The organism is Bacillus sp. FSL R5-0576, from assembly GCF_038004765.1.
GTDB classification, from domain to species: domain Bacteria; phylum Bacillota; class Bacilli; order Bacillales; family Bacillaceae; genus Bacillus; species Bacillus subtilis.
In genome coordinates this window covers 3,721,480-3,747,092 of record NZ_JBBORU010000001.1, presented here as the reverse complement: position 1 = coordinate 3,747,092, position 25,613 = coordinate 3,721,480, and the positions used below count along the sequence as shown (strand labels likewise).

Sequence of the window (25,613 nt, the reverse complement as noted above, 5' to 3'; positions counted from 1 at the left end):
GTTTATATGAAGAACGCCACGGGTAAATGTGCTGTAGAATGTTTCGTTTTAAAAAGGGGGAGCAGACATGAGTGATGACCAAAACAAACGTGTAAATGAACACTCAAAGGACGAGCAGCTTGAGCAGTACAGGACCGATAACAGCGGGAAGAAAATGACGACAAACCAAGGCTTGCGAGTGTCAGAGGATGAGCACTCGTTAAAAGCCGGGGTTCGCGGCCCGACGCTGATGGAGGATTTTCATTTCCGGGAGAAAATGACGCACTTTGACCATGAGAGGATTCCGGAGCGCGTTGTGCATGCACGCGGATTTGGCGTGCATGGCTTTTTTCAGGTTTACGAACCAATGACGGAATACACACGGGCCAAATTTCTTCAGGACCCTTCGGTGAAGACACCGGTATTTGTCCGTTTTTCTACGGTTGCGGGTTCTAAAGGCTCCGCAGACACGGTGCGGGATGCCAGAGGCTTTGCGACAAAATTTTATACTGAAGAAGGAAACTATGACCTTGTGGGAAATAACATTCCGGTGTTTTTCATTCAAGACGCAATCAAATTTCCGGATTTGGTTCATGCTTTTAAGCCTGAACCTCACAATGAAATGCCTCAGGCAGCGACTGCTCACGATACGTTTTGGGATTTTGTCGCCAATAACCCTGAGTCGGCTCACATGGTGATGTGGACGATGTCAGACAGAGGCATCCCGCGCAGCTACAGAATGATGGAAGGCTTCGGCGTTCACACGTTCCGTTTTGTCAATGAACAAGGAAAGGCACGTTTCGTGAAATTTCACTGGAAGCCGGTGCTCGGCGTGCATTCTCTCGTATGGGATGAAGCGCAGAAAATTGCCGGGAAAGATCCGGATTTCCATCGCCGTGACCTGTGGGAAACAATTGAAAACGGCGGCAAGGTTGAATACGAGCTCGGCGTGCAGATGATTGATGAGGAAGATGAATTCAAGTTTGATTTTGATATTCTTGATCCGACTAAGCTGTGGCCGGAAGAGCTTGTGCCGGTGAAGATTATTGGGAAAATGACGCTGAACCGCAACCAGGATAATGTGTTTGCGGAAACAGAACAAGTCGCATTCCACCCGGGAAATGTCGTGCCGGGCATCGATTTTACAAATGACCCGCTATTGCAGGGGCGACTTTTCTCTTATACGGATACACAGCTGATTCGTCTTGGCGGTCCGAACTTCCATGAGCTTCCGATTAACCGGCCGGTATGTCCATTCCATAACAATCAATATGACGGCTATCACCGGATGACGATCAATAAGGGACCTGTCGCTTATCATAAAAACTCACTGCAAAACAATGATCCGTCGCCTGCGACAGCTGAAGAAGGCGGCTACGTCCACTATCAGGAAAAAGTCGAGGGCAAAAAAATCCGCCAGCGAAGCGACAGCTTCAACGATTATTACTCACAGGCGAAGCTTTTCTGGAACAGCATGTCTCCTGTGGAGAAACAGCACATCATTTCTGCTTTCTGCTTCGAGGTCGGGAAGGTCAAAAGCAAAGACGTACAGCGGCAGGTCGTTGATGTCTTCAGCAATGTCGATGCAGATTTAGCAGAAGAAATCGCCAAAGGAGTAGGCGTGGCGGCGCCCGCGAAGCGTAAAGCATCTAAAGAAATTCTTACTTCGCCTGCGTTAAGCCAAGCCCGTACAGTGAAAAACGCGTCAACAAGAAAAGTCGCTGTACTCGCCGGAAACGGATTTCATGAAAAAGAGCTGCAAACAGTACTGGAAGCCTTAAAGCAAGAAGGAATCACAGTGGATATCATCAGTCAAAATCTGGGGTATATGACAAGCGGCAGCGGACAGCAGCTTGAGGCCAGCGGCACGTTCCTGACGGTTGATTCTGTTCTGTATGATGCCGTCTATGCCGCAGGAGGGCCGGAGTTAAAAGACAACAAACAAGCGATGGAGTTTATCAGAGAAGCTTACAATCACTACAAGGCGATCGGTGCGGCAAATGAAGGAATTGACCTTCTTCAATCCTCTGTCGGGACAACAGAGGGGCCAGGCATCGTAACGGCTAAAGATGAACCTGACTACACCGCTTTCAGCAAGGCATTTATCGATGCGGTTTCTGCTCATCGCCATTGGGATAGACGAATTTGATCGGCTCCTGTATCTTTAAGGAAGATACTTTTCATAAGGAGCATGACAAATGAACGAAAAACAGCTCGCTGAAGCTTACGAACGCGATGAAAATATGATGATTTTGGTGTTTGCCCAATGGTGCGTGAACCATGATCTTGATCCGATGGAGCTGTACGCCAAAGCGTATCCGCAGCAAAAGCTGAATGAAAGCTTGAAAAAAACCATGGACGATCTGGTCGTGCCAAAACACGAAGCAGAGCACATTCCGGACCAGACTGTCATTGCGGTATTAGAAATGTTCGGAAATACAGATTTGGCACAGGCCGTTCATGAAGCGATTTCTGGGCGCAAACAGTAAAAAAAGAGACATCCTGTGTCTCTTTTTTTATTGGAAAAATCATGCTGTTAGACCTAGAAACTTCTTTCGATTTAATCAGTCTATAAAAGTGTGTATTGCTTAAATAAGGGAATGATAAACAACGACATCAAAGGAGGAGATTGTATGAAATGGAATAAAATGCTGAAAGCCGCGGGGATTGCAGTCTTGCTTTTTTCCGTATTTGCATATGCGGCCCCATCTTTAAAAGCAGTTCAAGCGAAAACACCGACTGTCAGCACCCATACGTACAAAAAGATCAAGGAGTTAACGTATCCACAAGTGCATCACATCGGGAATGCCGCGTTTGAAAAGAAAATCAATCAAGAGCTGAAAGCCTACATTGAACAATCGTATCAGGAATACCTGAAAAACAAAAAAGCAGGCGAACAGCAGGGCTTTAAAACGGAATATCAAGCATCCTTCAGCGTCAAATACAATGCGGCAGGCAAGCTCAGCATTCAAACACTCAATTATATCTATTCAGGCGGCGCCCACGGTTTAACGTCTGTCCAGTCCTTCAACTATGACTTGAAAACACAAAAGCGGGTGACGCTGGATCAGATTCTGAACACCAAAACAAAAGTCAGCAAAACGAGAGATTACCTATATAGCTATATCAAAAAACACGATGAGCTGTTTTTCCCTGATGTTAAGAAAGAGGATATAACCCTAAACAAAGACACAATGTTTTACTTTACGGCAAACGGGATCGCCATCGTCTTTGGCCAGTATGACTTGGGGCCTTATGCAGCGGGAATCCGGGATGTGCAGGTGCCAGCCTCTATTTATCAATAATGAAAAGAGCCATATCCGAAAAGGGATATGGCTCAATGTTTCTACCACACAAACAGGCCGACAATCGCAGCACTTAATAAAGATACCGCAATTCCGCTGACGAGCAGTTTCCACACGTTTCTCCCGATGACCGTTGACTTTTCTCCGTCTAGGATCGAATTGTACGTGCCGTAAATCATGCCGACAGTACTGAAGTTTGCAAAGGACGTCAGGAATGTCGTCGCCACCGCAACGGTGTGAGGCGGAAGGGATTTGAGATTGTTTTTCAAGTCAAGCATCGCAACAAACTCGTTCGTTGCTAATTTCATGCCCATCAGCTGAGCAACATACATCGCATCGTGCAGCGGCAATCCAAGCAGGAATGCGAACGGACTGAACAGATAAGCAAAAATCGTCTGGATGGTCAGGCCGTGTACGAAAACGCCAAGAATGCCATTAACTGCTGACGTTAATGCGACATATCCGATCACCATTGCCAAAATAACGATAACCATGTTCATGCCGACAAGCATACTGTTAGAAATCGTAGAGAAAAAGTCTTTCTTCTCTTCTTTAGGCGGTGTATAGATGATATCTTCATCCTCCGGCACGTGAACAGGATTCAGCAGGTTTGCGATAATCAGCGCGTTTAAGCAGTTCAAAGGAATGGCTGTAAACACGTATGTCGCAGGCACCATTGAAAGATAAGATCCGATAATGGAGCCGCTGATGCTGCTCATGCTCATTAAGCCGAATGTGAGCAGGCGGTTGTTGCTTAAAACCGTTAGCTGCTGGCGGATAACCGCAAGTGCTTCGGTATTTCCAAGAAACATCATTTGAATAGAGAAAAAGCTTTCTAATTTCGGCAAGCGGGAAGCCTTTGAAATCACCCATCCGATTTTATCAATCAGCCAAGGCAAAATGCCGAAATACGTTAAAATATCAAAGAATGTGACGATAAAGATAATTGGAAGAAGCGCACTAAAGAAAAAGTCTACTGTTTCATTCGCCATCACTGACGGAAAGGCAAACGCGATACCGTCACTGGCGCAAGCAATCAGCCAAGTGAAGAAATCACCGATTTTACCGATGGCCCAGCTTCCGACTTTTGTTCCCAGCATAAACCAAGTAATCAGCAATTCCAGAACAATTAACGTAATGATCGGGCGCCACTTGATTTTCTTTTTCTGCGGAGAACATAGGAATACAACTGCCATAATCACAATGAGACCGACAAGGTTTAGTAAAAAGTACATGATAGCAACTCCTATGAGGGTTATTATGGAAACAAAAAAAGCTCTTATCCTTCACAAATTCTGGAAGTGCAGAAAGTGTGAAAAATAAGAGCAAACAGAAAAGAACTTGTCCTTTTCAACTCGTTCAAATTTATTCAAACTTTCTTGTAGTCTAGTTTTTTACGGTTACTAGGTAGAAACAATCAGACCATATTACTGATCATATACAAGAATGTCTTTTTCTAAGATGATAGCAGTATTTTATCCTTTCACTTTTTGAAAATCAACCTTTTTAACTATTTTCACAATAATAAAATTTATATTCTAAAATGAGAAAATAAAGGAAAAACATGCTGGATTGCTATGCTGATATGATGTTGGCGGGATACCAGCATGTCAGTACTGATTTTTCTTCACTATAAGGTTCCAGCTCCTGGATATTTGCTGTATGATGGAAACGGGGAAACCCATACAGCAGAAAGGGAGTTTTTTTCATGATTATCCAATTCATTCGTTATAGATAATGACAGGTGTAGACAAACTGCCAGACCTGGCCAATTTTTGAGATAGGCCTAGGTTTATTTGTCTATGCCTTTTTCATTTATCTAAAAATGAATGAATGGGGTGTTTTTTATCATGAAGCGAACAGTTGATTTCAGCATGTTTCGATGCCCGCTCTGCGATTCTTCTATGGATGCGGCATCAGGGAAAAGCTTGATTTGTACAGAACGAGGACATACATTTGATCTATCTCGGCACGGCTACGTGAACTTTCTGACGAAGCCGGTCAAAACCAGTTACGGTGCCGAGCTTTTTGAAGCGAGGAGCAGGCTGATTGGAGAATGTGGTTTTTTTGACCCGCTCCATGATGTGATTGCAGAACTCATCAGTCATCCCACATCTGGTCATGAGGCATTCACCATCCTGGACAGCGGTTGCGGGGAGGGTTCTCATTTGAATGCGCTTTGCGGGTTTGATTATGCAGGGAAAGCAGCGATAGGAACCGGCATAGATCTTTCGAAGGATGGGATCTTAAAAGCTTCTAAGGCATTCAAAGATCAGATGTGGGCGGTTGCCGATGTGGCGCGTGCTCCTTTTCATGATCGCCAATTTGATGTTGTGCTGTCTATTTTTTCGCCGTCCAATTATGCAGAGTTTCATAGACTGCTGAAGAATGATGGCATGCTCGTAAAAGTAGTGCCGCGAAGCGATTATTTAATAGAATTAAGACAATTTTTATATGCTGATTCACCAAGACGCACGTATTCCAATGCGGCAGCTGTTGAGCGTTTTGCAGCAAATGCAGCACACAGCCGTCCTGTCAGGCTGCGCTATGTTAAAACGCTTGACCAGCAGGCGATCCACTGGCTTCTCAAGATGACGCCGCTTGCCTGGTCGGCGCCGAAAGATCGAGTCAGCCTCCTGAAAGAGATGAAATCAGCCGATATTACGGTTGATGTTGATATCCTAATAGGAATGAAATGAATGGCAGAGGAAAGCTCCGAAAAAAGGAGCTTTCCTTTTTTAATCGGAATAGTTGGCCCACGCTTCTCGTACATATGGAAAGGGGACGGAAACAGCCGATGCGGACAGGTTTATGTAAACGCTTTCTAGTTCGCGGAAACGGGGGATGTGTGTGTGGAACTGATCATCATTCTATTGGCGTTAGGTTTGCTGATGTTTACGGCGTATCGGGGATTTTCTGTCATATTGTTTGCGCCGATTTGCGCGTTATTCGCGGTGCTGCTGACAGATCCAAGCCATGTGCTTCCTTTTTTTTCATCAATTTTTATGGAGAAGATGGCGGGTTTTATTAAGCTGTATTTCCCAGTGTTTTTGCTCGGTGCCATTTTTGGAAAGGTCGTTGAAATGGCAGGGCTTGCGGCATCAATCGCGAAAACAATTGTCCGGCTTGTCGGGGCAAAAAGAGCGATACTTGCCATTGTGCTGATGGGTGCTGTCTTGACGTACAGCGGTGTCAGCCTGTTTGTTGTCGTATTTGCCGTATATCCTTTTGCGAAAAACATGTTCCAAGAAGCAAACATACCAAAACGCCTCATCCCGGGAACGATTGCTTTAGGGGCTTTTACGTTTACGATGGACGCACTTCCGGGAACGCCGCAAATCCAAAATGTCATTCCGACGTCGTTTTTCAAAACAGACATTTATGCCGCCCCTTGGCTGGGCTTGATGGGCGCAGTGATTGTGCTGGCAGCTGGGATGCTCTATTTGGAATCAAGGCGGAAAAAAGCGCAGGCATCTGGCGAAGGCTATGGCGGTTTTGATTCGCAGAATGCTCCTGCTCCTGAATCGATTGAGTCCGCGGCTGAACCGGACAAAAGCCCGATTCGGCACGCGCTTGCCTTTGTCCCGCTTATTCTCGTCGGTGCAGTGAATAAATATTTTACCATTTACCTGCCAAAGTGGTATCCGAATGGATTTGATTTTTCTTCCATAGGATTAAAGGAGTTCGGCAGGCTTGATATTTCTTCAGCGGCTGCTATTTGGTCGGTGGAGATTGCTTTAGTGATTGGCATCATCACAACGATTTTATTTGATTGGAGAAGTGTGTTTGCCCAATTGAAGGAAGGGCTGAATGAAGGGATTGGCGGCGCCTTGCTGGCATCTATGAATACGGGTGCCGAGTACGGGTTCGGCGGCATTATCGCCGCGCTGCCGGGGTTTCATAAGCTGAGCAGCGGAATTTCACATACTTTTACCGATCTGCTTGTAAATGGCGCCGTTACGACAACTGCGCTGGCGGGAATCACCGGCTCGGCTTCAGGAGGAATGGGCATTGCGTTAAGCGCGATGTCAGAACAATACTTACAGGCGATTCAGGCTTACAATATTCCGCCAGAGGTGATGCATCGGGTCATTTCAATGGCATCAGGCGGGATGGATACACTGCCGCATAATGGCGCCGTTATCACGCTTCTAGCCGTGACGGGTTTGACACACCGGCAATCCTATCGCGATATTTTTGCGATCACGCTCATTAAAACGGCTGCCGTATTTGCTGTGATCGCGATTTACAGCCTGACTGGTCTAGTGTAGAAGAAAACGAAAGGGGCATCAATATGGGAAAAGTGCTGTCATCAAGCAAGGAAGCTGCGAAATTGATTCATGATGGGGATACGCTGATCGCGGGAGGGTTTGGGCTGTGCGGCATCCCTGAACAGCTCATTTTGTCTATAAGAGATCAGGGGGTAAAGGATTTAACCGTTGTCAGCAATAACTGCGGAGTCGATGACTGGGGGCTTGGTTTGCTTCTGGCTAACAAGCAAATCAAGAAAATGATCGCTTCCTATGTCGGTGAAAATAAAATTTTTGAGCGGCAGTTTTTAAGCGGAGAGCTTGAGGTCGAGCTTGTTCCCCAAGGAACGCTCGCTGAGAGAATTCGTGCAGGCGGTGCAGGCATACCGGGATTTTATACGGCGACAGGCGTCGGCACCTCCATAGCCGAGGGAAAGGAACATAAAACATTCGGCGGCCGGACTTATGTGCTGGAGCGAGGCATTACCGGCGATGTGGCGATCGTCAAAGCGTGGAAAGCGGACACCATGGGCAATTTGGTTTTTAGGAAAACGGCGAGAAATTTCAATCCCATTGCCGCCATGGCAGGCAAGATCACGATTGCTGAGGCGGAAGAAATCGTGGAAGCAGGAGAGCTCGATCCAGATCACATCCATACGCCGGGAATTTACGTACAGCATGTCGTGCTTGGCGCGAGCCAAGAAAAACGGATTGAAAAACGAACAGTTCAGCAAGCATCGGGAAAGGGTGAGGCCAAGTGAAGGAAGCGAGAAAACGAATGGTCAAACGGGCTGTACAAGAAATCAAGGACGGCATGAATGTGAATCTCGGGATTGGAATGCCGACGCTTGTCGCAAATGAGATACCCGATGGCGTTCACGTCATGCTTCAGTCGGAAAACGGCTTGCTCGGAATCGGCCCCTATCCTCTGGAAGGAATGGAAGACGCGGATTTGATCAATGCGGGAAAGGAAACGATCACTGAAGTGACGGGCGCCTCTTATTTTGACAGCGCTGAGTCATTCGCGATGATAAGAGGCGGGCATATCGATTTGGCTATTCTCGGCGGAATGGAGGTTTCGGAGCAGGGGGATTTGGCCAATTGGATGATCCCCGGCAAAATGGTAAAAGGGATGGGCGGCGCCATGGATCTCGTCAACGGGGCGAAACGGATCGTTGTCATCATGGAGCACGTCAATAAGCATGGCGAATCAAAGGTGAAAAAAACATGCTCTCTTCCGCTGACAGGCCAGAAAGTCGTGCACAGGCTGATTACGGATTTGGCTGTATTTGATTTTGTGAATGGCCGCATGACACTGACGGAGCTTCAGGATGGTGTCACAATTGAAGAGGTTTATGAAAAAACAGAAGCTGATTTCGCTGTAAGCCAATCTGTACTCAATTCTTAATGGGAAGGTGTTTGACATGAGAAAACAAGTCGCTTTGGTGACAGGGGCTGCCGGCGGAATCGGATTCGAAATGGCAAGAGAATTCGCCCGGGAAGGTGCCAGCGTCATCGTTTCAGACCTCCGTCCGGAAGCATGTGAAAAAGCAGCCTCCAAGCTTGCAGAAGAAGGCTTTGACGCGGCGGCCATTCCGTATGATGTGACAAAGGAAGCGCAAGTTGCTGATACGGTGAACGTCATCCAAAAACAATACGGCCGCTTGGATATTCTGGTGAACAATGCCGGTATTCAGCACGTCGCTCCGATTGAAGAGTTTCCGACAGACACCTTTGAACAGCTGATCAAGGTCATGCTGACGGCGCCCTTTATTGCAATGAAGCATGTTTTTCCGATCATGAAAAAACAGCAGTTTGGCAGAATCATTAATATCGCGTCTGTTAATGGATTAGTCGGCTTTGCAGGGAAATCCGCTTACAATAGCGCCAAGCACGGCGTCATTGGACTCACAAAAGTAGGGGCGCTGGAAGGCGCGCCCCACGGCATAACAGTCAATGCGCTCTGTCCGGGTTATGTCGATACCCAGCTTGTACGCAATCAGCTTAGCGATCTATCGAAAACTAGAAATGTCCCTTACGACTCTGTACTTGAACAAGTCATTTTTCCGCTTGTGCCGCAAAAGCGACTGCTTTCCGTCAAGGAAATTGCGGATTATGCCGTGTTTTTGGCAAGCGAGAAGGCGAAGGGCGTCACTGGGCAGGCTGTCGTCCTTGATGGGGGCTACACCGCACAATGACATAAAAAACACACTTGCTCCGCTAGGGAATCAAGTGTGTTTTTTCTTTTCTTATTTCCAAACATCATTAGCGATCTCAACCACATGGCGGAGCTTCGCCCATTGCTGTTCTTCAGTCAGCTTGTTGCCTTCCTCTGTTGAAGCAAATCCGCATTGAGGGCTGAGGCAAAGCTGGTCTAAGCTTACATAACGGGACGCTTCTTCGATACGGCGTTTCACGTCGTCCGGATTTTCAAGCTCACCGAATTTAGATGTCACTAAGCCAAGAACAAGCTGAAGATCAGACCGTTTTACGTAACGGAGCGGCTCAAATCCGCCTGAGCGTGAATCATCATACTCTAAGAAAAGTCCGTCAAGATTCAAGCCGTCAAAAATGGTTTCGGCTGCTGCGTCATATCCGCCTTCCGCTGTCCAAGTGGACTGGAAGTTGCCGCGGCAAATATGCATGGTTACCGTCAAGTCATCCGGGCGGTCTGCAATCGCGTCGTTAATCGATTTCGCAAACAGCTGGCGAAGCTCGTCAGGCGTTGTTCCGAACGCTTCGATTTGTTTTAAGCCTTTTTCAGATAAGAAAACGGCCCACGCTGTATCATCAAGCTGGAGGTAGCGGCAGCCTCTGTCATAAAACGCTTGAATCGCTTTTTTATATGCTTTGGATACATCATGCTGGAAAAGGTGATAATCTTTTTTATACGCATCCTTTTCCAGTTTTCCGCGGAAAAACAGCATATTCGGGCTTGGAATCGTCATCTTTGGCGTCGCGTCACCGGCAATGCTATGGAGAAATGAATAATCTTCAAGCATTGGGTGAGTTGAAAAGTCGATATCGCCTGTGACTTTAATGCCGCGTGCTTTTGTCTGTACGTTATGGAATTGAATGCCTTGCTCAGGAGTAAACGGCTCAACGCCATCCAGGTTCTCCAGGAAATCAAAGTGCCACCATGCTCTGCGAAATTCACCGTCTGTCACGACGTTCAGGCCGGTTTCCTTCTGTTTTTCCACAATGCGGATGATTTCATCGTTTTCAATTTGGCGAAGCTGCTCAGCGGTCATATCGCCGGCCGCTTTTTGCAGCCGCGCTTTTTTGACGGGCTCAGATCTTAGCAGGCTTCCGACTTGATCCGCGCGAAACGGCGGTTTTTTTCTTTGAAGTGATTTTTGTTCTGCGGGTGTTGTTTGTTGTGACATGTTGTCCATTCCTTCTTTCCATTCAAATGTAAAAAAGCTCTTCCTTTGGATAAGGAAGAGCTTGCGTGACAATCTCAACCTTATCTTCAAGAGCAATCATTGCTCTAAAGGATTTAGCACCATTCTGTTAAACAGCGGTTGCCGGGTATCGCAGGGCCAGTCCCTCCACCTCTCTTGATAAGGAAAACCTTTTTATGAAATTTTCTGATAGTATCTATTATTCACACATTTTCTATTTCTGTCAATGATAGATTATCTCCACACATCGTTGGCAATGTCGATGACATGGCGAAGCTTGGCCCATTGCTGTTCCTCTGTCAAAAGGTTGCCTTCTTCTGTAGAGGCGAAACCGCACTGCGGGCTCAGGCATAGCTGGTCCAAGCTGACAAAACGCGCGGCTTCATTAATACGGCGTTTCACATCCTCATGATTTTCAAGCTCGCCGTATTTCGATGTGATCAAGCCGAGCACAATTTGCAGATCCTTGCGCTTCACAAAACGGAGCGGATCAAAGTTACCGGAGCGGTCATCATCGTATTCCAAGAACAGGCCGTCAAGGTTTAAGCCGTCCAAAATCGTTTCCGCTACAGCGTCGTACCCTCCTGATGCCGCCCAGGTTGAGCGGAAGTTGCCGCGGCAAATGTGCATTGTGATCGTTAAATCGCCAGGCCGGTCTGCGACGGCATCGTTAATTGTTTTGGCAAATATGGCTGGCAATGTTTCTGGATCACCGCCGAGCGCCCGGACAACCTCTCTGCCTTTTTCCTCAAAGAAGAGAGACCATGACGTATCATCAAGCTGGAGATAACGGCAGCCAGCATCATAGAAGGCTTTGATTGCTTTTTTGTACGCTTGGGCCAGATCATGAAAGTATTCCTCTTGATCGTCATAAATCCCTTTATCCGCCTTTTCGCCAAAAAACAGCATATTTGGGCTGGGAATGGTCAATTTTGGCGTCGCGTTACCGGCAATCTCATGTAAAAATTGATAATCAGCAAGCGCTGGGTGGCTCGTAAAATCGAGTTTTCCCGTCACTTTGATGCTGCGCGCTTTCGTTTTTGTGTTATGGAACTGAATCCCCTCAGCCGGGATGAACGGTTCCACACCGTCAAGCCCTTCCAGGAAGTCATAATGCCACCAAGAACGCCGGAATTCCCCGTCTGTTACCACATCGAGACCGATTTCTTTTTGTTTTTCCACGATGCGGATGATCTCTTGATTTTCGATATCACGAAGCTGTTCTGCTGTCATCTCACCAGCCGCTTTTTTTTGCCGGGCTTGCTTTACCGGAACGGAACGAAGCAAACTGCCGACATGATCGGCGCGGAAAGGTGCTTTGCGTTGTTTTTCTGTTTTTTGTCCTGCAACATTCGTTTGTTGAGCCATGTTATTCGCCTCTTTTCTGAAATATTGAGCATGTAAAAAGCTCTTCCTTTGTGAAGGAAGAGCTTGAACGATCAAATCTCCGCCTCATCTGCAAGAACGCAATGTTCTTAAGGATTTAGCACCATTCTGTTTGAAACAGCGGTTGCCGGGTATCATAGGGCCAGTCCCTCCACCTCTCTTGATAAGGTAAAACTTCATATTCAGATTTCAATTATCTTAATATTATTACTTTTGGATCAATTGTCAATGTTTTTTAGAGAATACTTTCATTTTCATCGTTATATAAAACCATATCAAGCACGATAGCGATGGCAGTGCAAATCAGAACATCTTCCTCGTTTGCAATCTCCAAGTGATAGGAATCACCCCAGCTTAGCCACTTTTTGCTCACTGACATCCGGACATTTTCCCCGTCCGTCAGCTGGAATTCATCCCTCCATAAATCACCATCGATTTCCCAGTTAAGCCCGGAAATCACAAATTTCGGTTTGAAAAACGTTACTTTCTTCGTTACCTCACAAACTGTTTTCCCGCCAATTGAAATCTCATAGCGCGGCAATAAAGACATTAGTTTTTGTTCTATGGAAACGAGCGTTTTCCCAGATGAGTCTGTCATTTGTAATGAGTCTCCTAACGAGAAAAAACGCCCCTCCACCTTGAATGTTTCTTGTTCATCCCGGTCATAAATGTGAAATGCATCTTTAAATGAGAACATTTTTTGTTTCATAAATAACTCGATCATTGCTGAAGTCTCCTTTGGGTTTGCCTTGTATGAAATTACGGATAGGTGACGAAAAGGTTTCAGGCTCTAAATCAAAACAATTTTAAAAGGCTGCGTGATTCAGCAGCCTTTTCGTTTGAAATATAGAATTAGGAAAGATGCATCCGGCGTTTTTGGCGGATGGCGTCAAGGTCGATTAGGTTGTTGTGATGAGGTGCGGCTGCTGGCAGAGGGCTTGTCTTTTGCGGTTTGCGGCGATTGTCCTTGCTGAAAGAAAAAAGAAGATAGCCACATAATGCGATGATAATAAATAGGATCATATTACATACCTCCCAAAAAAAGTTTTGGTACTCTCTATTGTACGGATAAAATGCCAAAAAGTATTCAAAAAATTCTAAATCAATAAATAACAAGAAACTGTCCCTCTAAAACAGTATAACCTGATGACCTGAAAATAGTCTTGAATCACGCTGTTTGCTCTTGTTGATGATTGGTTCTATAGTTACTATCGACGATAAAATAAATTCCTTTATATAACTTTTAACCTAAGTTTTCGTAATTCAAATTGCCTGTTTTTGGGTGCTGTTTTCTTGCTTGTTTGGTTTATACCCTATTTTGCGGAATTGAACACAAAAAACCCAAATTTCGGAGCATTTGGGCGGTACGGGTGAATACGGATTGTATCTTGGGGATTTGAATGTTTTATTTGAAGAAGCGTTTGAACATTTTTCTGATTTTTTGAAATGGGCTGGATTTCTTTTGCATGTTAAGCGGCCTGGAAATGATCCATTTTTTCAAGAGACTCTTTGCAGCGATTGCATGTTTTGTCATTGTTTTTCCTCCTCATTTGTTGATACTTGTTTTACGGAGGACGCGTTTAAAATGTTTCATTTTCACACAAAAAAGCCAGTCCTTTTTTGGACTGGCTTTTGGCATTAGGCTTGCGCTTCAAACTGCTTTGCAATCTCAACGATGACATTTACGGCTTTGACCATATTATCAACTGAGATGTATTCAAATTTGCCGTGGAAGTTTTCCCCGCCTGTAAAGATGTTTGGCGTCGGAAGCCCCATGTAGGACAGCTGCGATCCGTCGGTGCCGCCGCGGATGGGGGAAATCTTCGGTTCAATGCCGAGGTTTTCCATTGCTTGCTTGGCAATGTTGACGATTTCGATGACAGGTTCAATTTTCTCTCTCATGTTGTAGTATTGGTCGTTCATATCCAGCAGAATCCGGTCTTGCCCGTATTCGTTTTGAAGTTCTTCAACGGCACGCTTCATTGTTTCTTTTCTGTTTTGGAAATTCTCTTTGTCAAAGTCTCTAATAATGTAGTGGAGCTTTGTTTCCTCTACGTCTCCTTGAATCGACAGCAGGTGATAGAAGCCTTCATAGCCTTCCGTATATTCAGGCGCTTCGTCTGCCGGCAGCAGGCTGTTCAGCTTCATCGCGATTTTCGCAGAGTTGATCATTTTCCCTTTAGCTGTTCCGGGATGTACGTTGTTGCCTTTAATCGTAATTTTTGCGGCAGCGGCATTGAAGCTTTCGTATTCAAGCTCGCCGAGCGGCCCGCCGTCAACCGTGTAGGCAAAGGATGCATTGAACCGTTTCACATCAAATTTGTGCGGCCCTCTTCCGATTTCTTCATCAGGCGTAAAGGCGACTCTGATTGTGCCGTGCTTGATTTCAGGGTGTTTGATGAGGTAATCCATGGCTGTCATGATTTCAGCGATACCGGCCTTATTGTCTGCGCCGAGAAGGGTGGTGCCGTCTGTGGTGATGAGTGTATGGCCCTTATAGCCGGACAGCTCAGGGAATTGATCAGGTGACAGGGTGACCTGCAGCTGTTTGTTGAGAACGATGTCTTTTCCATCATAGCTTTCGATGATTTGCGGATTCACGTTTTTGCCGGTAAAGTCTGTAGCGGTGTCGACGTGAGCGAGAAAGCCGATTGTCGGCACGTCTTTTTCAGTATTGGAGGGAAGAGTTGCCATGACATAGCCGTTTTCATCAATGGCTGCATCCTGCATGCCGATGGACTTCAATTCATCAACGAGCATGTTTCCTAATGTCAATTGGCCGGGTGTGGAAGGACAAGTGTCAACGGATTCATCGGACTGTGTGTCGACTTTTACATATGTAGTAAACCGTTCAATGATTTCTTCTTTCATTTCCAATCATCTCCTTTGTCTTATTTTAGCATGGCGGGATGAGAGATTTCTATTGCACAATACCGTTTCGAATGGCAAATACGACTGCCTGTGTCCGGTCTTGGGCATTGCATTTTTGCAGGATGCGGTGCACGTGGGTTTTCACAGTGCTTTCACTGACGAAAAGCTTTTCAGCAATATCCTCATTTCTCAGTCCATAGGCCATTTGCTGAAGAACCTCAAGCTCTCTTTTGGTGAACGGCTCTGCCAGTTCTTCTGGATGGGGCTGTTGCTTCGCCCGAAATGTCTCACTGATAATTTTAGCAGCTGTGACTGTACGGAAAATAGCCTCGCCTCTGGCCGCAGCGCGAATCGCATCTATCAACTCTTCAGGAAGTGTATCCTTCAGCAGATAGCCGACTGCGCCCGCACGGATGCCTTCAAATACGTATTCTTCCGTGTCAAAGGTGGTTAAAATGACTATCTTTGTATTTGGAAGTGCGGACATAATGTCTTTCGCCGCTTCGATGCCTGAGCAATGCGGCATCTGGACATCCATGAGGATGACATCGGGTTTTGTTTGTTTTGCGAGTGCTATAATATCGTGACCGTCGCCGGCCTCGCCAGAAACCGTCATATCCGTCTGTGCGTTGATGACGTAGCGGAAGCCTTCACGCACAAGCGGCTGATCATCGGCAAGCGCGACGCGTATTTTATCTTTGTTCATCTTTTTGCTCCTTATTCGTTGTCATGAGCGGCAATGACAGCTCAATTTTCAGGCCGCTCGGCTGTACGGCACTGAAAGTAAGGGAACCGCCTGCTTTTTCTGCGCGCTCTTTCATTCCTGTCAGGCCAAATCCATAAGTAAGGCTGCCGGTGAATTGTCCGTCGTCGGTGATTGTGACATAGAGATGGGACTTGTCGTTAGAAATGACGGCCGCCGCATGGGAAGCATCGGCGTGACGAATGATATTGGTCAGCGCTTCCTGCAAGATGCGGTAGATCGTTTCGCTCACGTTTGGAGGCCAAGACTCTTCTGACAGTCCGGCAGTATCTAAAGAAACGTACAAGCCGCTCCGTTCCTCCACTTGATGAATGAGCCCCCGCAAAGCGGTAAGCCCCACCATCGATTCACTACGGCCCATTTGGTGAACGACAGACCGTACTTCTTGAAGACATTCCCTGGCGACACTCAGTACATTTTGAATGACTTTTTCTGAATCTTCCTTGCTGCTTTTGAGTATATAGGGAAGAGATTGAAGCTGAACAATCACAGAAGTCAGCTCGTGACCGATGCTGTCATGAATGTCGCGGGCGATTCTTGTACGTTCCTCAAGGACCGCGTACCTTAATGAAAGAACAGAAGCCTCCTGCAGCTCTGCATGCGCTTTCTGGAGTTCTTTATGAGCATGCTCCAGCTGCACATGCATTTTTGCCAATTCAGCATGATTCCGTTCAGCCTCCTTTCTCGCTTCTCGTCTGAAACGCATGGAGGAGAAGAAGACGTAGAGTCCGATCATGATCGAGATGTTGCTGATGATGGTATTCAAGCTTCCCCCTTGTGAGGATAGGAGTAATATGTTGCCTCCAATTAAACATGCTGTGAAGATCAAGGATAGCCGTGAAGGGAGTCTAAAGGCGGCATATATCATTAAAAATACAATCAAAAAATAGGCGGCACCCTGCTCTTGGCCGGAAACAGCCCAAAAGAAATCGGTCAGGAGCCAGAGTCCGATGAATATGCTCAAACTAACAGCAGTGGATGCCACATTGGGAATGATCCAAATGAATGCCAAGTATACCGCAAATACAAATGCTAACAAAATGGGATCAGCCTTAGTTGGATGAGATAAAAATTGTATGCAATTCAAAATGAGAATAAGGCTCGGCACAAGCTTCTTGTAGTAGTGCCGAGCCGGAGTTTGTCCGTTCATGCTGATCCTTCTTTCGGTTATTGAATGGATACTTTGCCGGCGGTCAGCCGTCTGTATGCTTTGTAAAGCATGATGTTGCGGGCTGTGATGGTGCCGAGGGGAACGAAGAACATAGAATGAATAATGGCAATAAACATCTCGTTGCTCTCAGGCAGCCATGTTCTCGCGGCCATGCGCAAAGAAAGTATCACTAGAATGAGGATAACACTCCCAAGTGAGCCGCGTGAAGTGACCTTTCCGGTTTCCGGGTGAATCCGCACATTTACCATCTTCCCAATGCCAAACCCGCAGGCCAGCCCGATCAGTAATAAAATGCCGCTGATCGCCACATGTAATACGGAATGAAAATACGCCGGCTGAAACGATGCTGATACGCCCCATAAGAGCAGCAGCGGAATGATCAGCAACTTCCCGGGTCTGACAGCTCTCTCTCGATACATCGATAAAATAATAAGAATCAATACAATAAAAATATAAGGGCTCATCGCCATGTCATCAAATCCTTTCTGCATTAAGCATAGCGAAAATAGGAAAGAAAAACGTCAACCGGCAGATTGATTTTTCAGCTGCTATACTTGCTCGCTGCATAAAGGTATGAAAATGCTAATAATATATGAAGAAACTATTAATAAACGATTAAACTTCTTAAAAATGGATGTGGACCGGTTCTAAACACTATATAATGATAACAGGTCATTTTTTAGGAGGGTTTACATCATGGCAATACTTGTTACTGGCGGTGCCGGGTACATTGGCAGCCACACATGTGTTGAACTATTGAACAGCGGCTACGAGATTGTTGTTCTTGATAATCTGTCTAACAGTTCGGCTGAAGCGCTGAACCGTGTCAAGGAGATTACGGGAAAAGATTTAACGTTCTACGAAGCGGATTTATTGGACCGGGAAGCGGTAGATGAGGTTTTTGCTGAAAATGAAATCGAAGCTGTGATTCATTTTGCTGGGTTAAAAGCAGTCGGTGAATCTGTGGCGATTCCGCTCAAATATTATCATAACAATCTGACAGGAACGTTTATTTTATGCGAGGCCATGGAGAAATACGGCGTCAAGAAAATCGTATTCAGTTCATCTGCGACAGTGTACGGCGTTCCGGAAACATCGCCGATTACGGAGGACTTTCCATTAGGCGCGACAAATCCTTATGGGCAGACGAAGCTCATGCTTGAACAAATATTGCGTGATTTGCATACAGCCGACAATGAGTGGAGCGTTGCGCTGCTTCGTTACTTTAACCCGTTCGGCGCGCATCCAAGCGGACGGATCGGTGAAGACCCGAACGGAATCCCTAATAACCTTATGCCGTATGTGGCACAGGTAGCAGTCGGGAAGCTCGAGCAATTAAACGTATTCGGAAATGACTATCCGACAAAAGACGGGACAGGCGTACGCGATTATATTCACGTCGTTGATCTCGCAGAAGGCCACGTCAAGGCGCTGGAAAAAGTATTGAACTCTACAGGAGCCGATGCATACAACCTTGGAACAGGCACAGGCTACAGCGTGCTTGAAATGGTCAAAGCCTTTGAAAAAGTGTCAGGGAAAGAGGTTCCGTACCGTTTTGCGGACCGCCGTCCGGGAGACATCGCCACATGCTTTGCAGATCCTGCGAAAGCCAAGCGGGAACTGGGCTGGGAAGCGAAACGCGGCCTTGAGGAAATGTGTGCTGATTCCTGGAGATGGCAGTCTTCAAATGTGAATGGGTATAAGAGTGCGGAATAAGAATGGAGGCCTTCTCAATAGAGAAGGCCTTTAAAGAACAAGGGTGCCTGAACAGGCACCCTTGTTAGCTGTTATTTGATTTTCACAATAACATCATTACTGAATTTTAGTTTCCAAGTGCCTTTTGCATAAGCTTCCTTGTCAACTTCAAATGCTTTTACACCTGTTACTTTAATATTAGGATTTAGATCACTCAAAATTTTAGAGTTATCAACTTTTGTCTCAGTTGCATAGTTTACAGAAGCATCAATATCAGAATCATAAGAAGTACCATCAGCATCAACTAATTTAACAGTTGGAATTGAAAAAGAGCTAATCGGTTTTTTAGATACGTTTTTAATTGTATATTGAACAGCTACAATTGTACCACCATCAGATGCTTTCTTTTCAACATATTGAGTACCGACAGTATCTCTGTCCTCTACCTTCGTAACTGTCACTTCAGTTTTTTCAGTTTTTACAGTATCACCGATATTGTATGTTTTTTCAGTTTCTGCTTTGCTTCCGCTTGATGTTTTGGAAGTGGCTTCTGAACCGCCTCCGCCGCCAATCATATTACCGATAATAATGATGACAACAACTGCGAGAATAAACGTAATGATTTTATGTCGCATAAAAAAGTTACGTTGATCCTTACCGCAGTTAGGACATTTTTTTACACCCTTTGCAATTTCTTGACCGCAAGCTTTACAGGGTACTAGTTTTCCTGCCATTATATTTCCTCCTATGTAATAAAATGTACGAAACATATGTACTATAATGCCTATATTATTTCACTTAGTCAATATAAAATTATGAATTTCTCATAATTATTATCATTTATAGTTAAATTTACTTGTAAAATATATGCTTTTTTTCTTATCGGCTATATCTGTTCTTTTTTAATAGATAAATCGTTTTTTTCTTCCAGCTTATCTGATGAAAACTCCGCAAATACCCCTTGAACCAATTCGAACCGTCCCTTATAATGCTAATATTGGAAAGTGAAAAGGATATGATAAAAACAGTGGTTTTCTAGGGTTCCGCAATGCAAATTGGACTGTGACCGAGAGAAAACACATAGCAGCTTGGCTGTTATGACACGGTGGGATAAAAGCCCAGGAGTTTCTGCTCTTTTTCGAGAGCGTTCTCCTGGGTTTTTTTATTTGCTAGAACAGAACAATGAGAAGGAGTGTTTTCGTGATGAAAAAGAGAATGTTGGATGTACTTATGCTTGTGATTGGCGCTTTTTTCTTCGCGCTTGCGGTTAATTTATTTGCGATTCCCAATGATCTTGGGGAAGGCGGAGTCACTGGGATTACGCTGATATTGTATTATCTGTTTCAATGGTCTCCTGGTGTCACGAACTTTATCTTAAATGCGTTTTTGCTTTTAATCGGCTACAAGTTTCTGGATGGAAAAACAACGGTTTATACGATCATTGCGGTTGCGGCAAATTCGCTTTTTCTTCATCTGACACATGGGTGGAGCATTCCGTCTGATGAATTGATCATTAATACGATTTTCGCAGGTGTATTTGCGGGAGTCGGGATCGGCATGATTATCCGGGTCGGCGGGACGACAGCCGGTTCCGCAATTTTGGCCAGAATTGCTAATAAATATTTAGATTGGAATATCAGCTATGCACTCTTGTTTTTTGATTTAATCGTAGTATTTAGCTCTTATTTTATTATTGGTGCAGAAAAAATGATGTTTACGATCGTGATGCTGTATATCGGTACCAAAGTGATGGACTTCATTATTGAAGGTTTGAATACGAAAAAAGCCATTACGGTCATTTCAGAAAATAAGAGTGAGATTGCAGAGCAGGTAAATACCTTGATGGATCGGGGCGTGACGATTTTATCAGGGAAGGGAAATTATACGGGCCAGTCAAAAGAGATTTTGTATATCGTCATTAACAAACAGGAGCTGTCTATGCTGAAAAAAATCATTAGAAGCTGCGACAAAAAAGCGTTTGTGATCGTACATGACGTACGCGATGTGTTTGGCGAAGGGTTTGTGGATATATCTAAATAAAGAAAAATCCCTCTGTACTTGAAACAGAGGGATTTTTTCATTTAGAACGGATATTTGCGGTATTGCTTCTGTATCGAAATCCATTTCGTCACGGTAAATTCCTCGACGACCCACGGATTGCCGAAACGGCCGACACCGCTTGCTTTGTTTCCGCCAAAGGCAATATTCGGCGAATCATTGACGGACTGGTCGTTGACATGGGTCATGCCGCTGTCAATTTGCAGGGCGAACTTTTCGCCTTTTTCTAAATTAGAAGTGAAAACCGCAGAGCTGAGGCCGTATTCAGTATCATTTGCCATGTCAATCGCTTCCTGGTCGCTGCCAGCTTTAATAATGGTTGCGATTGGGGCAAACAGCTCCGTTTGGGCAATTTTGCTGTTGTTGTCCGCACCGACAAAGACGTACGGCATCAGCACGTTTCCGACGCGTTTTCCTTCAACCGCAAGCTCAATGCCGTCTGCCTTTGCCTGCTCAATGATCTCCAGCGCTTTCTCGATTTGGCGCTCGTTGATCAGCGGGCCGACAACGGTTTTCGGATCGGTTTGATCGCCGTACGGAAGCTGTTTGACACGGGCGGTGAATTTTTCTACAAACTCATCGTATACATCTTGATGAACGATGATCCTGTTGATAATCATACAGATTTGTCCCTGGTGAATAAATTTTCCGAAAATCGCGGCATCCACAGCACGATCGACATCCGCATCTGAAAGAACGGCAAATGGATTGTTGCCGCCGAGCTCAAGTGCCATTCGTTTGAAGGCACGCCCGGCGATTTCACCGATGTGGCGCCCGACTGCTGTTGATCCTGTAAAGCTGATTAATCTCGGGATTGGATTGGTGAGCATGCCGTCCCCGATTTCCTTTACATCCGTCAGCATGACGTTAAGGACACCGGCAGGAAGACCGGCGTGTTCAAACGCTTTCGCAATGATGGTCCCGCCGGAAATAGCAGTTTGGATATCAGGCTTGTGGACAACGCTGTTACCCAGCGCAATTGCGGGCGCAATGGATCTCATGGATAGATTCATTGGGAAATTAAATGGAGAAATCGATGAAATGACACCTAGCGGAAGGCGGTAAATCTTATTGGTTTTCCCTTCAATGTCGGATGGCACCTCTTTGACGCCGCCTAATTCACCAGTATACGTCATGGCTTCATCTAAAATCGCAATCGTTTGTTCCAGCTCGATCGTTGATTTAATAATCGTTCCGCCAGTTTCGCGGGCGATCATCATGATGATGTCATCACGGTTTTCCTGTAAATAGCCGCGCGCTTTTTGCAGGACGGCTTTTCGGTCTTCCGTTGTGCTCTTGGCCCACTCTTTTTGGGCTTTCTGTGCAATGTCAAACGCATCCTCCAGCTGTTTGCCCGTTGCCAAAGATGCTGTTGTGATCACAGACTGGTCATACGGATTCAAAATGTCCTCCGTACGTCCGCTTTCTCCCTCAGTCCATTTTCCGTTGATAAAACTTTTGTTTAACGTTTCGAAACTCATAAGATGACCCTCCTTTGGTCCTGCATATCCTCTTCTATTTCCGCTGAAGCCAATATGTAAACGAATGAGGTTTCCCTTTCAGTTTCTCGTCTATCTATACCGGATATACTCTTTTTTAGTGGAGAACATGTGTGTTTCGCCTTATACTGAATATACAGATCCTTACATAAGAGAGGAGACTCTATGAAATCGCTGCTGGCTATTTATCCCGGTTCGATTGTGTCTGAGGAGCTTTGCATAAGGGAAGGCTGTCTATGTTTTTTTGATGAGAGCAATCAGAGATATATCTCCATTCCGAAAACAGAGATCAGTGAAAAAGAAGTATTGGTGCTGCAGTCATTTTTGACGCCTGCGGATGAGGGCAATCAACTGTCTATGAAATCACCTGAGGAAAACAAGTGGTTTTCGTTCCTTTTTTTCAGAGGGGAATTGCCGGCGTATATAAAGAAACGGACGAGATTTGTTCACTTTCATTTATTCGGCAAAATAGAAAGGACGTCCTTTACGGAAGCGGTTCGCCATTTTTGGCCGGTGTCTTTTGTGATTGTGTGGATCCATGAGGACAGAGGCGTGATTGTCGAGCAGGAAAGTGAATCGACGGCGGAGAAGGACGAACTGGAATCGCTCGCTAAGGTTCTTGAAAGTGATTTCTACTTCAGTGTCCGTTTTTACGCCGGAAGATTTTACGAGCCGGATGAGTGTCTGCGAAAACATTATGCTCGTGAACAGGCGTATTTCCTGTTTGCTGAAAAACGGCTGCCTCAGGTGCAGAGTGTGACCTTTGAGATGATCTTTCCTTTTCTATTATTAGAAACAGAAAAAGAAAAACTGGAAACGCTGCTCTCTGAAGAAGCTGAGCTTTTATTTGGAAGTGAAGCTGAGCTAAGGAAGACCATTAAGCTGTTTATTGAAAACAACTCAAACGTCACATTAACAGCGAAAAAGCTGCATCTGCATCGCAACAGCCTGCAATATCGGATTGATAAATTTATTGAGCGGTCAGGGATAGATATCAAATCGTACAAAGGCGCGCTTCTTGCCTATTTTATCTGCCTGCAAAATGAAAGTTCAGAATAAATTGGAAATATGCACGAAAAATGGCTGGGTGATTTTATGAACGCTGCCCATTTTAGCGAGAGGGAATTGCTGTTACACTCAATATAAGAAAGCGTTTACAATAACAAAGGGGGATGTTAGATGGCTGAATTGCGGATGGAGCATATTTATAAATTTTATGATCAAAAGGAACCGGCGGTTGATGACTTTAACCTTCATATTGCCGATAAGGAATTTATCGTATTCGTCGGCCCGTCCGGCTGCGGGAAATCAACGACGCTGCGAATGGTCGCAGGACTTGAAGAAATTTCGAAAGGCGATTTTTATATTGAAGGAAAACGGGTCAATGATGTAGCGCCAAAGGACAGGGATATCGCGATGGTATTTCAGAACTACGCGCTCTATCCGCATATGACGGTCTACGATAATATCGCGTTCGGGCTCAAGCTTCGGAAAATGCCGAAGCCTGAAATCAAAAAAAGAGTAGAAGAAGCCGCTAAAATTCTCGGGCTGGAGGAATATTTGCACCGTAAACCGAAAGCGCTGTCAGGCGGACAGAGACAGCGGGTTGCGCTGGGCCGGGCAATCGTGCGGGATGCAAAGGTGTTCCTGATGGATGAGCCTTTGTCAAACCTGGACGCGAAGCTGAGGGTGCAAATGCGGGCCGAAATCATTAAGCTCCACCAGAGACTGCAAACTACAACGATTTATGTGACACATGACCAGACAGAAGCGCTGACGATGGCGACACGGATCGTAGTCATGAAAGATGGGAAAATTCAGCAGATTGGGACGCCGAAGGATGTATATGAATTCCCTGAAAACGTCTTTGTCGGCGGGTTTATCGGATCACCGGCGATGAACTTTTTCAAAGGGAAGCTCACGGATGGCTTAATCAAAATCGGTTCTGCGGCATTAACCGTCCCGGAAGGAAAAATGAAAGTGCTGCGTGAAAAAGGCTACATCGGCAAAGAGGTCATCTTTGGCATCCGTCCTGAGGATATACATGATGAATTGATTGTCGTGGAATCATATAAGAACTCTTCGATTAAGGCGAAGATCAATGTTGCAGAGCTGCTCGGTTCTGAAATCATGATTTATTCGCAGATCGACAACCAAGACTTTATTGCGCGGATCGACGCCCGCCTCGATATTCAATCGGGCGATGAACTGACGGTTGCATTTGATATGAATAAAGGCCATTTCTTTGACAGTGAGACAGAAGTGAGAATTCGATAAGATCAAAAAAACCGGACATGGAGACATGTCCGGTTTTTTGCTATTGAAAATCTCAGAATCAAACCGATGAAAAAGGAGGAAGAAATAGACAGAAAGCAGGAGAACGATGAAACGATTGTTTTTAAGCATCTTTCTTTTGGGCAGCTGTTTGGCTCTTGCGGCTTGCGCTGATCAAGAGGCGAATGCAGAGCAGCCGATGCCAAAAGCGGAACAAAAGAAACCGGAAAAAAAGGCAGTACAAGTTCAGAAAAAAGAAGACGATACATCCGCATGGATCAAAACAGAGAAACCGGCAAAGCTGCCGATTTTGATGTACCACAGCATTTCTTCAGGAAACAGCCTCCGTGTGCCAAAGAAAGAATTCGAGGCGCATATGAAGTGGCTTCATGATAACGGCTATCAGACATTAACACCGAAAGAGGCATATCTCATGCTGACGCAGGATAAAAAACCGAGTGAGAAATGCGTATTGATCACATTTGATGACGGGTACACCGACAATTATCAAGATGCGTATCCGGTGCTGAAAAAGTACGGGATGAAGGCAACGATTTTTATGATCGGCAAATCGATCGGACATAAGCACCATCTGACAGAGGAACAAATGAAGGAAATGGCACAGCACGGCATATCGATTGAAAGCCATACGATTGACCACCTTGAGCTGAACGGATTAACGCCTCAACAGCAGCAAAGCGAGATGGCTGATTCGAAAAAGCTGTTCGACAACATGTTTCATCAGCAAACCTCCCTCATCAGCTATCCGGTAGGGCGCTACAATGAGGAGACGCTGAAGACCGCTGAAAAAACAGGCTATCAAATGGGCGTGACGACAGAACCGGGCGCGGCTTCAAGAGACCAGGGAATGTATGCCCTCCATCGTGTGCGCGTGTCCCCAGGCATGTCAGGCTCGGCTTTTGGTGCGTACATCGAATCAATGAAATAAAAAAAGGCG

The 25,613-nt window shown here is 45.5% G+C and carries 25 protein-coding genes and 4 riboswitches; of the genes, 13 read left to right on the top strand and 12 right to left on the bottom strand.

Annotated features, from left to right (window positions below):
• Nucleotides 1-67: 67 nt before the first annotated feature.
• The 3 genes from NX903_RS19205 (at nt 68) to NX903_RS19195 (ending at nt 3,284) form a co-directional block, all read left to right on the top strand.
• The gene (locus tag NX903_RS19205; protein ID WP_086344494.1) at nt 68-2,128 is read left to right on the top strand and encodes a catalase; all 2,061 of its coding nucleotides are present in this window, start codon (nt 68-70) and stop codon (nt 2,126-2,128) included.
• A 49-nt stretch (nt 2,129-2,177) separates the two neighbouring features.
• Entirely contained in the window at nt 2,178-2,468 is a 291-nt protein-coding gene (locus NX903_RS19200; protein ID WP_014478421.1) for a hypothetical protein, read from the top strand.
• Between the two features lie 144 nt (nt 2,469-2,612).
• On the top strand, nt 2,613-3,284 hold the full coding sequence (locus NX903_RS19195; protein ID WP_024572398.1) for a DUF3298 and DUF4163 domain-containing protein: 672 nt from the start codon (nt 2,613-2,615) through the stop codon (nt 3,282-3,284).
• Between the two features lie 41 nt (nt 3,285-3,325).
• Here the strand turns inward: NX903_RS19195 and NX903_RS19190 are convergent, their stop codons facing one another.
• Nucleotides 3,326-4,519, bottom strand: a complete 1,194-nt coding sequence (locus NX903_RS19190; RefSeq protein ID WP_077670885.1) for a NupC/NupG family nucleoside CNT transporter — start codon at nt 4,517-4,519, stop codon at nt 3,326-3,328.
• A 127-nt stretch (nt 4,520-4,646) separates the two neighbouring features.
• A riboswitch (purine riboswitch) is annotated at nt 4,647-4,748 on the bottom strand.
• 386 nt (nt 4,749-5,134) lie between these two features.
• Here NX903_RS19190 and NX903_RS19185 point away from each other — a divergent pair.
• The 5 genes from NX903_RS19185 (at nt 5,135) to NX903_RS19165 (ending at nt 9,732) form a co-directional block, all read left to right on the top strand.
• Nucleotides 5,135-5,983 (top strand): methyltransferase domain-containing protein, encoded by an 849-nt coding sequence (locus NX903_RS19185; RefSeq protein ID WP_032676955.1) that lies wholly within the window; start codon nt 5,135-5,137, stop codon nt 5,981-5,983.
• A 153-nt stretch (nt 5,984-6,136) separates the two neighbouring features.
• Nucleotides 6,137-7,555, top strand: coding sequence for a GntP family permease (locus tag NX903_RS19180; RefSeq protein ID WP_086344493.1), 1,419 nt, complete (start codon nt 6,137-6,139; stop codon nt 7,553-7,555).
• A 23-nt stretch (nt 7,556-7,578) separates the two neighbouring features.
• On the top strand, nt 7,579-8,295 hold the full coding sequence (locus NX903_RS19175; protein ID WP_014481335.1) for a succinyl-CoA--3-ketoacid CoA transferase subunit A: 717 nt from the start codon (nt 7,579-7,581) through the stop codon (nt 8,293-8,295).
• Nucleotides 8,292-8,942 carry a CoA transferase subunit B gene (locus tag NX903_RS19170; RefSeq protein ID WP_017697224.1) on the top strand — a complete coding sequence of 217 codons (651 nt, stop codon included), beginning with the start codon at nt 8,292-8,294 and terminating at the stop codon, nt 8,940-8,942. The genes NX903_RS19175 and NX903_RS19170 overlap by 4 nt, the downstream gene beginning before the upstream one ends.
• 16 nt (nt 8,943-8,958) lie before the next feature.
• Nucleotides 8,959-9,732, top strand: coding sequence for a 3-hydroxybutyrate dehydrogenase (locus tag NX903_RS19165; RefSeq protein WP_014481333.1), 774 nt, complete (start codon nt 8,959-8,961; stop codon nt 9,730-9,732).
• Nucleotides 9,733-9,783: 51 nt separating this feature from the next.
• Here the strand turns inward: NX903_RS19165 and NX903_RS19160 are convergent, their stop codons facing one another.
• From NX903_RS19160 to NX903_RS19120, 9 genes are all read right to left on the bottom strand, one after another.
• The gene (locus tag NX903_RS19160; RefSeq protein WP_046664015.1) at nt 9,784-10,920 is read right to left on the bottom strand and encodes a 5-methyltetrahydropteroyltriglutamate--homocysteine S-methyltransferase; all 1,137 of its coding nucleotides are present in this window, start codon (nt 10,918-10,920) and stop codon (nt 9,784-9,786) included.
• A 77-nt stretch (nt 10,921-10,997) separates the two neighbouring features.
• Nucleotides 10,998-11,104, bottom strand: a riboswitch (SAM riboswitch).
• Between the two features lie 68 nt (nt 11,105-11,172).
• Nucleotides 11,173-12,306 carry a 5-methyltetrahydropteroyltriglutamate--homocysteine S-methyltransferase gene (locus NX903_RS19155; protein WP_086344632.1) on the bottom strand — a complete coding sequence of 378 codons (1,134 nt, stop codon included), beginning with the start codon at nt 12,304-12,306 and terminating at the stop codon, nt 11,173-11,175.
• Between the two features lie 81 nt (nt 12,307-12,387).
• Nucleotides 12,388-12,494: riboswitch (SAM riboswitch) on the bottom strand.
• A 65-nt stretch (nt 12,495-12,559) separates the two neighbouring features.
• A complete protein-coding gene (locus NX903_RS19150) occupies nt 12,560-13,048 on the bottom strand; it encodes an LURP-one-related/scramblase family protein (protein ID WP_042976786.1) in 489 nt (162 codons plus the stop codon).
• A gap of 128 nt (nt 13,049-13,176) precedes the next feature.
• Complete coding sequence (locus tag NX903_RS19145; protein ID WP_010886640.1) at nt 13,177-13,440, bottom strand: hypothetical protein; 264 nt, start codon at nt 13,438-13,440, stop codon at nt 13,177-13,179.
• A 289-nt stretch (nt 13,441-13,729) separates the two neighbouring features.
• Nucleotides 13,730-13,858 (bottom strand): hypothetical protein, encoded by a 129-nt coding sequence (locus NX903_RS19140; protein ID WP_003227241.1) that lies wholly within the window; start codon nt 13,856-13,858, stop codon nt 13,730-13,732.
• 104 nt (nt 13,859-13,962) lie between these two features.
• Nucleotides 13,963-15,195, bottom strand: coding sequence for a peptidase T (pepT, locus tag NX903_RS19135; protein WP_024571478.1), 1,233 nt, complete (start codon nt 15,193-15,195; stop codon nt 13,963-13,965).
• Between the two features lie 49 nt (nt 15,196-15,244).
• On the bottom strand, nt 15,245-15,901 hold the full coding sequence (yxjL, locus tag NX903_RS19130; RefSeq protein WP_086344492.1) for a two-component system response regulator YxJL: 657 nt from the start codon (nt 15,899-15,901) through the stop codon (nt 15,245-15,247).
• Nucleotides 15,888-17,108: a two-component system sensor histidine kinase YxjM gene (gene yxjM / locus NX903_RS19125; protein ID WP_086344491.1), complete on the bottom strand. Its 1,221-nt coding sequence runs from the start codon at nt 17,106-17,108 to the stop codon at nt 15,888-15,890. Before yxjM ends, yxjL begins: the two co-directional genes overlap by 14 nt.
• Before the next feature lie 17 nt (nt 17,109-17,125).
• Nucleotides 17,126-17,599: a DUF1453 family protein gene (locus tag NX903_RS19120; protein WP_017697230.1), complete on the bottom strand. Its 474-nt coding sequence runs from the start codon at nt 17,597-17,599 to the stop codon at nt 17,126-17,128.
• Between the two features lie 226 nt (nt 17,600-17,825).
• Here NX903_RS19120 and galE point away from each other — a divergent pair, with 226 nt between their 5' ends.
• Complete coding sequence (gene galE, locus NX903_RS19115; RefSeq protein ID WP_086344490.1) at nt 17,826-18,845, top strand: UDP-glucose 4-epimerase GalE; 1,020 nt, start codon at nt 17,826-17,828, stop codon at nt 18,843-18,845.
• A gap of 71 nt (nt 18,846-18,916) precedes the next feature.
• On the opposite strand, the gene NX903_RS19110 is transcribed toward galE, so the two are convergent.
• The gene (locus NX903_RS19110; protein WP_003227255.1) at nt 18,917-19,459 is read right to left on the bottom strand and encodes a DUF4352 domain-containing protein; all 543 of its coding nucleotides are present in this window, start codon (nt 19,457-19,459) and stop codon (nt 18,917-18,919) included.
• Nucleotides 19,460-19,848: 389 nt separating this feature from the next.
• Nucleotides 19,849-19,951: riboswitch (guanidine-I (ykkC/yxkD leader) on the top strand.
• A 76-nt stretch (nt 19,952-20,027) separates the two neighbouring features.
• Here NX903_RS19110 and NX903_RS19105 point away from each other — a divergent pair.
• On the top strand, nt 20,028-20,864 hold the full coding sequence (locus tag NX903_RS19105; protein WP_003242615.1) for a YitT family protein: 837 nt from the start codon (nt 20,028-20,030) through the stop codon (nt 20,862-20,864).
• Nucleotides 20,865-20,905: 41 nt separating this feature from the next.
• On the opposite strand, the gene NX903_RS19100 is transcribed toward NX903_RS19105, so the two are convergent.
• Nucleotides 20,906-22,363 (bottom strand): aldehyde dehydrogenase family protein, encoded by a 1,458-nt coding sequence (locus NX903_RS19100; protein ID WP_086344489.1) that lies wholly within the window; start codon nt 22,361-22,363, stop codon nt 20,906-20,908.
• 183 nt (nt 22,364-22,546) lie between these two features.
• Between NX903_RS19100 and NX903_RS19095 the strand changes: the two genes are divergently transcribed.
• The 3 genes from NX903_RS19095 (at nt 22,547) to NX903_RS19085 (ending at nt 25,604) form a co-directional block, all read left to right on the top strand.
• The gene (locus tag NX903_RS19095; protein WP_086344488.1) at nt 22,547-23,440 is read left to right on the top strand and encodes a PucR family transcriptional regulator; all 894 of its coding nucleotides are present in this window, start codon (nt 22,547-22,549) and stop codon (nt 23,438-23,440) included.
• 120 nt (nt 23,441-23,560) lie between these two features.
• Nucleotides 23,561-24,658, top strand: a complete 1,098-nt coding sequence (gene msmX / locus NX903_RS19090) for a maltodextrin ABC transporter ATP-binding protein MsmX (protein ID WP_003242648.1) — start codon at nt 23,561-23,563, stop codon at nt 24,656-24,658.
• A gap of 106 nt (nt 24,659-24,764) precedes the next feature.
• Complete coding sequence (locus NX903_RS19085) at nt 24,765-25,604, top strand: polysaccharide deacetylase family protein (RefSeq protein ID WP_086344487.1); 840 nt, start codon at nt 24,765-24,767, stop codon at nt 25,602-25,604.
• The last annotated feature ends 9 nt before the right edge of the window (nt 25,605-25,613 follow it).

What these genes read in the sequence shown, in the direction of transcription:
- NX903_RS19205 (WP_086344494.1), top strand. Translation starts at nt 68, where the DNA reads ATGAGTGATGACCAAAACAAACGTGTAAATGAACACTCAAAGGACGAG.
- NX903_RS19200 (WP_014478421.1), top strand. Translation starts at nt 2,178, where the DNA reads ATGAACGAAAAACAGCTCGCTGAAGCTTACGAACGCGATGAAAATATG.
- NX903_RS19195 (WP_024572398.1), top strand. Translation starts at nt 2,613, where the DNA reads ATGAAATGGAATAAAATGCTGAAAGCCGCGGGGATTGCAGTCTTGCTT.
- NX903_RS19190 (WP_077670885.1), bottom strand. Translation starts at nt 4,519, where the DNA reads ATGTACTTTTTACTAAACCTTGTCGGTCTCATTGTGATTATGGCAGTT.
- NX903_RS19185 (WP_032676955.1), top strand. Translation starts at nt 5,135, where the DNA reads ATGAAGCGAACAGTTGATTTCAGCATGTTTCGATGCCCGCTCTGCGAT.
- NX903_RS19175 (WP_014481335.1), top strand. Translation starts at nt 7,579, where the DNA reads ATGGGAAAAGTGCTGTCATCAAGCAAGGAAGCTGCGAAATTGATTCAT.
- NX903_RS19165 (WP_014481333.1), top strand. Translation starts at nt 8,959, where the DNA reads ATGAGAAAACAAGTCGCTTTGGTGACAGGGGCTGCCGGCGGAATCGGA.
- NX903_RS19160 (WP_046664015.1), bottom strand. Translation starts at nt 10,920, where the DNA reads ATGTCACAACAAACAACACCCGCAGAACAAAAATCACTTCAAAGAAAA.
- NX903_RS19155 (WP_086344632.1), bottom strand. Translation starts at nt 12,306, where the DNA reads ATGGCTCAACAAACGAATGTTGCAGGACAAAAAACAGAAAAACAACGC.
- NX903_RS19150 (WP_042976786.1), bottom strand. Translation starts at nt 13,048, where the DNA reads ATGATCGAGTTATTTATGAAACAAAAAATGTTCTCATTTAAAGATGCA.
- NX903_RS19140 (WP_003227241.1), bottom strand. Translation starts at nt 13,858, where the DNA reads ATGACAAAACATGCAATCGCTGCAAAGAGTCTCTTGAAAAAATGGATC.
- pepT (WP_024571478.1), bottom strand. Translation starts at nt 15,195, where the DNA reads ATGAAAGAAGAAATCATTGAACGGTTTACTACATATGTAAAAGTCGAC.
- yxjL (WP_086344492.1), bottom strand. Translation starts at nt 15,901, where the DNA reads ATGAACAAAGATAAAATACGCGTCGCGCTTGCCGATGATCAGCCGCTT.
- yxjM (WP_086344491.1), bottom strand. Translation starts at nt 17,108, where the DNA reads ATGAACGGACAAACTCCGGCTCGGCACTACTACAAGAAGCTTGTGCCG.
- NX903_RS19120 (WP_017697230.1), bottom strand. Translation starts at nt 17,599, where the DNA reads ATGGCGATGAGCCCTTATATTTTTATTGTATTGATTCTTATTATTTTA.
- galE (WP_086344490.1), top strand. Translation starts at nt 17,826, where the DNA reads ATGGCAATACTTGTTACTGGCGGTGCCGGGTACATTGGCAGCCACACA.
- NX903_RS19110 (WP_003227255.1), bottom strand. Translation starts at nt 19,459, where the DNA reads ATGCGACATAAAATCATTACGTTTATTCTCGCAGTTGTTGTCATCATT.
- NX903_RS19105 (WP_003242615.1), top strand. Translation starts at nt 20,028, where the DNA reads ATGAAAAAGAGAATGTTGGATGTACTTATGCTTGTGATTGGCGCTTTT.
- NX903_RS19100 (WP_086344489.1), bottom strand. Translation starts at nt 22,363, where the DNA reads ATGAGTTTCGAAACGTTAAACAAAAGTTTTATCAACGGAAAATGGACT.
- NX903_RS19095 (WP_086344488.1), top strand. Translation starts at nt 22,547, where the DNA reads ATGAAATCGCTGCTGGCTATTTATCCCGGTTCGATTGTGTCTGAGGAG.
- msmX (WP_003242648.1), top strand. Translation starts at nt 23,561, where the DNA reads ATGGCTGAATTGCGGATGGAGCATATTTATAAATTTTATGATCAAAAG.
- NX903_RS19085 (WP_086344487.1), top strand. Translation starts at nt 24,765, where the DNA reads ATGAAACGATTGTTTTTAAGCATCTTTCTTTTGGGCAGCTGTTTGGCT.